Annotated in this window: 3 protein-coding genes and 1 pseudogene; all 4 read right to left on the reverse strand. The window is 42.3% G+C overall.

What is annotated here, in order from left to right; genetic code table 11:
* A pseudogene (gene rsxC, locus D9603_RS03425) lies at window positions 1–1,916 on the reverse strand (electron transport complex subunit RsxC); the annotation flags it as partial.
* Window positions 1,917–1,925: 9 nt separating this feature from the next.
* Window positions 1,926–2,480 carry an electron transport complex subunit RsxB gene (rsxB, locus tag D9603_RS03430; protein WP_125251571.1) on the reverse strand — a complete coding sequence of 185 codons (555 nt, stop codon included), beginning with the start codon at window positions 2,478–2,480 and terminating at the stop codon, window positions 1,926–1,928.
* A 3-nt stretch (window positions 2,481–2,483) separates the two neighbouring features.
* A complete protein-coding gene (gene rsxA / locus D9603_RS03435; RefSeq protein ID WP_128730139.1) occupies window positions 2,484–3,065 on the reverse strand; it encodes an electron transport complex subunit RsxA in 582 nt (193 codons plus the stop codon).
* A gap of 647 nt (window positions 3,066–3,712) precedes the next feature.
* Window positions 3,713–5,656, reverse strand: a complete 1,944-nt coding sequence (locus D9603_RS03440) for a GGDEF domain-containing protein (protein ID WP_128730141.1) — start codon at window positions 5,654–5,656, stop codon at window positions 3,713–3,715.
* Window positions 5,657–5,865: the final 209 nt, after the last annotated feature.

Here is a 5,865-nt window from a genome sequence, read left to right on the forward strand (position 1 = left end):
TTTACGAGGGTCAGCTACGTCATCAGTACTTTGCACAGCCTCGCTCTGCTCAGCTGTGTTGTCGTTTGCTTCTTCAGCTTGTTTAGCTGCTTTTTTCGCTTTAGCACGGGCAATGGCGGCGGCCACAGCGGTCTTTTTGTCTTCAGGTGCTTGATCAGAAGAAACCTGTTCTTGAGCGGCTGCTTTTTTCGCTTTGGCACGAGCGATAGCGGCGGCTACAGCATCCTTTTGGTCAACACTACTTACTTGCTCGGTTTTCGCTTCTTTATATTTACGTGCCTGTGCTTTACGTTTCTCTCGCTCCTGCATGATAGCGCTGTTATCAGGCTCAAGTTCGCCGTTTTCCCCACGTTTGGCTTTAGCACGCGCTATGGCAGCTTGTACTGCAGACTTGTCTGATTGTTTATCTTTTACACGAGCCAGTGCTTCTTGCACTTTCTCTTGCTCTGCTGCTTTTGCTGGTGAGCTGGGTGAGCGGCGTTTATGTTTATTCTGTCGCTCTTCTTGTTCTCGCTCTAGTCGCGCTTTTCTAGCTTCAAAGCGCTCTTTAGCACGCTCAGCTTTAACCTGCTCAAGTTTTTGTTCGCGAATATCAGCTTTCGCTACTCGGTAATATTGCACCAAGGGGATTTCGCTTGGACAAACGTAAGAGCAAGCTCCGCATTCAATACAATCAAACAGGTTATACTCTTCTAACTTTTCATATTCTTTACCTTTGGCAAACCATTGTAGTTGCTGAGGTAGCAGGCTCTGCGGGCAGGCATCGGCACAAGCACTGCAACGAATACAAGCTTTTTCTTCCCCAGGAATGGCCAACTCTTTATTGTCTGGTGCAAGAATACAGTTTGTTGTTTTTACGACAGGGATCCTAACCGAGGGGAGGGTAAAGCCCATCATGGGACCGCCCATAACTACACGTTGTGCGTCAACAGGAGAGAAGCCTTGTGAGTCTAGAAGATGTTTTATTTCTGTTCCGAGTAAAGCCCAGACATTATTTGGCTGGTTGATAGTATTGCCTGTGACAGTAACAACACGCTCAATTAAAGGTTTCCCTTCAAAAACGGCTTGCCAAATAGCAAATAGTGTCCCTACATTCTGCACCAGTACCCCTATATCAGCTGGGATCCCTGTACTTGGCACTTCTTTTGATGTGAGTAGTTTAACCAGCTGTTTTTCACCGCCAGATGGATACTTTGTTGGAATGCTACGAACTAAAATATCTTGATTGTGCTTCGCTGCGGCTGATACGGCTGCAATGGCTTCAGGTTTATTATCTTCAATACCAAATAATATTTTTTGAGGCTTTAGGATCTGTTGTAAAACCTCTATCCCTGACACAATTTGTTGCGCATGGTCACGCATCAGGCGATCGTCAGCGGTAATATAAGGCTCACACTCAACACCATTAATAACCAAAAACTCGATTGGCTTGGGGCTATCGGCTTTTACATAGGTTGGAAAGCCTGCACCGCCCATTCCTGCAATACCGGCTTGGTGAATTATTTCAATAAGCTGGGCGTTATCGAGAGAGGAAATATCATGGATAGGTGTTAATTCTATCCATTTATCCGCACCGTCTGGACGTAAAATAATACTTAATTCAGGTATAGCTGAAGGGTGCGCAGATGGCATCGGCGTAATGGCTTCAACCACGCCGACGTCGGCGCATGAACCGGCAAAGACCAATTGGTGCCTGGAGCAGTTAGCGCTTGTCCTTTTAATACGTGATCACCGACATTTACCAGCAAGCTGCCATTTGCCCCTATATGTTGCTTTAATGGCAAAATGAGTTTTTCAGGCAGGGGCAAGCGCGAAATAGGGTGTTGGTTAGATTGCGCTTTTTGCTCTGGTGGATGAATGCCGCCTGGGAACTGCCACAGTTTTCCGCTTTCTATTTGTTCAAGTAATGTTTCCACTTAAACCTCTTAATCAATCTGTGTCACAGGAATGGCATCAAGTTGCCACTTCCACGTTTGTTTGGTCTGTGCAACCGGTACCATGTCGATACAATCTACTGGGCAGGGTTCAACACACAGATCACACCCTGTGCACTCGTCAATTAGTACAGTGTGCATTTGCCTTGTTGCACCAACGATTGCATCGACAGGGCAGGCCTGAATACACTTGGTGCAGCCAATACATTCATCTTCGCGAATATATGCTACTTTCTTAACCGGCTCAGCTTCTTCGCCACCGGCCAGTGGTTTAGCTTCGACACCCATTAAGTCTGCAAGTTTCTTGACGGTTGCCTCGCCGCCTGGAGGGCATTTATTCACCTCATCGCCATTCGCAATCGCCTCAGCATAGGGGCGACACCCTGGATAACCGCATTGTCCACATTGTGTTTGCGGTAAAATCGCATCGATTTGTTCTACAATTGGGTTGCTTTCAACTCTATATTTTACCGCGGCGTAGCCCAGCACGATCCCAAATACCAATGCTAGCGCCCCTAGCGCAAGTAATGCATACATTAACGTCATATTTTAAAACTTAACTAATCCAGAGAATCCCATAAATGCAAGAGACATCAAACCTGCGGTGATCATCGCAATAGATGCGCCCTTAAATGGACTTGGTACGTCAGCCACCGCTAAACGTTCACGTAAAGCGGCAAATAATACTAACACCATAGAGAAACCAACCGCCGCACCAAAGCCATACACTGCTGATTCCAAAAAGGTATGATCTCGTTTGATGTTGAGTAAGGCAACACCAAGCACTGCACAGTTTGTGGTGATAAGGGGTAAGAAGATCCCGAGTAAACGGTACAAAGTTGGGCTAGTTTTTCTCACAACCATTTCAGTAAACTGCACCACTACGGCGATAACAAGAATAAAACTCATGGTTCTTAAAAAAGTTAAATCGAGCGGTAGCAAAATATATTGATTTACAAGGTAGCTGGTAACTGAGGCAAGTGTAAGCACAAAGGTTGTCGCCAAAGACATACCCACAGCAGTATCTAACTTACCAGAGACCCCCATAAATGGGCACAATCCCAAAAATTGAACTAAAACGAAGTTATTCACTAGCACGGTGCCAATGAGCAACAAAATGTACTCGGTCATTCTTGCCTCTATAACTTACTCACGATTCATAGCTTTTTGCACTATGATATTGCCGTGATAGTTAATCATAAAAAGAACCAGCTTGATGTAATACCAATGAGTCTTAATACTTGCTCAATTTGAAGGAGTAAATCTGACGCTAATTGCGTTAAAAGTTTCTTATCTAAAACAACTAAATAAGAAGTTTTTCTCGCCTCAAAATAGTCACTTAATCAAGCGAATTGGTATAAGTGCAGACTCTGTTAGTGTTTTAGGTATATTCCTTAGAACAATACCATCTCTACTCAATATCATTACTGCGTTTATCGCTGCCAGTTCGCACTACAGCACCATATCTTAGTCTATGTCTATTGCCACCCTTGGGTTTAGCTGGTTTACCAAAGCTGTGGTAAGACCTAGTTTTAAAAAGTGTAGCTAAAAGTTAAAAGCTATTAAAATCATGGTGTTATTTTCTGCACTTGCTGACAATCCAGTATTAAACACATTGCTTTATCTTCCATGTTTATCTTGTTGATTTAAAAACATGCGAGGATAAATTGAAATGATAATCCTTGCCAATAATAACACAGAATGTATCTGCTTTGGCAAATTGTCGCTCATTAGAGGGGAGGGCAAATGTTGCCCTCATAATTTGAAGACAGTAGAGTCTAAATTTCTTTTGGCTTTTCTATATAATAGCCTTGCACACCATCGAGACACAATGTTTCAACAATATGCTTTTCTTCTTGACTTTCAATACCTTCCGCGAACACATTAACACCAATTCGGTGGGCAAGATCGACCATCAGGCGCATAAAGTATTGGTTGTTTTTATCTTCTTCAAGTCCTCGAGTATAGCTAGCATCCATTTTTATATAATCAGGTTTCAAGTCTCTGAAGAATTTAAATGATGTCAAACCGACACCAAAGCGTTCGACTGTGATCCGAGCGCCTGCCCGATGTACCATATCAATGAAGCGCTTACTGGCTTTGATATTTTGTTGCAAACCAAATTCACTGACCTCAAATACCAATTTGGAAGCAAGATTTGTTTCTTTAAGGAGGCGACGCTCTAACCAGATCACAAATTGATCGTTATGGGCGCTTGATGCAGTTACATTGATACCAAAGTATTTTTCATTGAAGTTTCGGGTCTTTATCGTTTCCAAGGAGGTATCAATGATCAACTGATCAATCTCGATAGCCATTTCTAGTTTTTCTGCCATGGCAAGAAAGGAGGCCGTCGGTAGCATTTGACCTTCCTCCGTTTTAAAGCGAGATTGTATTTCAGCATAAGCTTTTGAATTTTTGCCAATTGGCATAATGTTCTGCATCATCAAACTGACACGTTTGCTGGCTATTACATCACGGATCACACGGCGCCAGTTTTGGTTGCCAAATCCAGCGCTAACATTATTCACCAGATCCGACTCTCGTTGTATATGCCACGCGTTGGCTTGCTTGCTTTGTGCCATACTCATGGCGTTATCAACAACAGACAGAAGTTCACCTAATGGTTTACCATTTTCGTATGGAACAATTCCTGTATTTGCAACCGAAGACAGTTCTTGATTTTGTTGGAATTGAGTGAATCGTGATTGTAACGTGTCGCCAAACTCTTCTGCTTCTTTACTTGGCACATTGGGTAAGATAACGGCAAAGTCAGAGCTATTTAGTCGAAAGACTTGGCTGCCAGCATAAGTACCAGTGACATGCTTGATAATATCCGAGACTGACTTAATGTATTCATCGCCTTTTTGATAGCCACGAGTTTGGTTTATGACTTGTAATTCGGAGCAGCGTATCATTGCTAACGATCCAAACGCTTTTTTGGATGAAGACTCTATATATTGCTCATAATACTCAACAAACATGTTACGGTTACCAAGCTCTGTAACCACATCTTTATAAGCTTCTTGCTTGATTGAATGTGCTGCATTTCTGATGTCTTCTTGTTTCGACTTTAAAAAGCTCGCCAGTCGCTTAAAAGAAGGGGTTAGCTCTTGGCCAAGTTCTGCTACTTTGCCATCATTAAAATCAAACTCTATGTTGTCAGTGGCTTGGTTTTGCGTGATATATGAGTCAACAGCACTCGCTACAGTCATACTGACATTACGGTTGAGCTTTTTGTACACACCTTGCATGAAAAAGACAGGAATAAAAGCAAGCAAAGCTGAAATAACGAGAAGCAGCAAAAGTGCTTGTTGCAATAACTGCGCCTGGCTCTGTGCATTTATTAAAAACTCAATCTTAATGTCTTTACTATCATTGACTGCAAATTGTGGACGGATCGCATTGATGTAGGTTTCTATAAAGTCAGCAACGAAAGGAAGGTTCGTCGGTGTATTAACTTGTAGAACGGTATTACCATCAAAATCTCGTACAATGAAGGTTGAAAATACCTCGCCGCTGTTTAGGGCCTGGCTAATGTGCTCTGGTGTTACTTCTGATAGCTTTTTGTCTTTTATGTATTCTGTCACCATAGCATGTGCACTTTGTTGTGCTTTACTAATTGCTGAGTCGAAACTAGTGGCGAAAAAAAAGCTACTAATCAAAGAGAGTAATAACCATGAGGTGACTTGGAGTATGATGAGTTTTCTAAAACCAGCCATAGTACGCTTCTTAAAGAGGATTATTCTGATAGTATCGGGTGTAGTGCCAAATTCTTTATCAAATTCATAAATTTAATTATATATTTTTGATGTGTTTAGAGAGTTATTGTTATATAAGATAAAGCACTGAAAATAATGATTGTAGGGTAGTGTAATTAGGCAGAAAAGTCTAATAATTTCTTGGAAGTGGCTCCCCCTCCCCGACTCGA

Origin of the sequence: Pseudoalteromonas sp. PS5, from assembly GCF_004103255.1 — a bacterium.
Classification (GTDB): Bacteria; Pseudomonadota; Gammaproteobacteria; order Enterobacterales; family Alteromonadaceae; genus Pseudoalteromonas; species Pseudoalteromonas peptidolytica.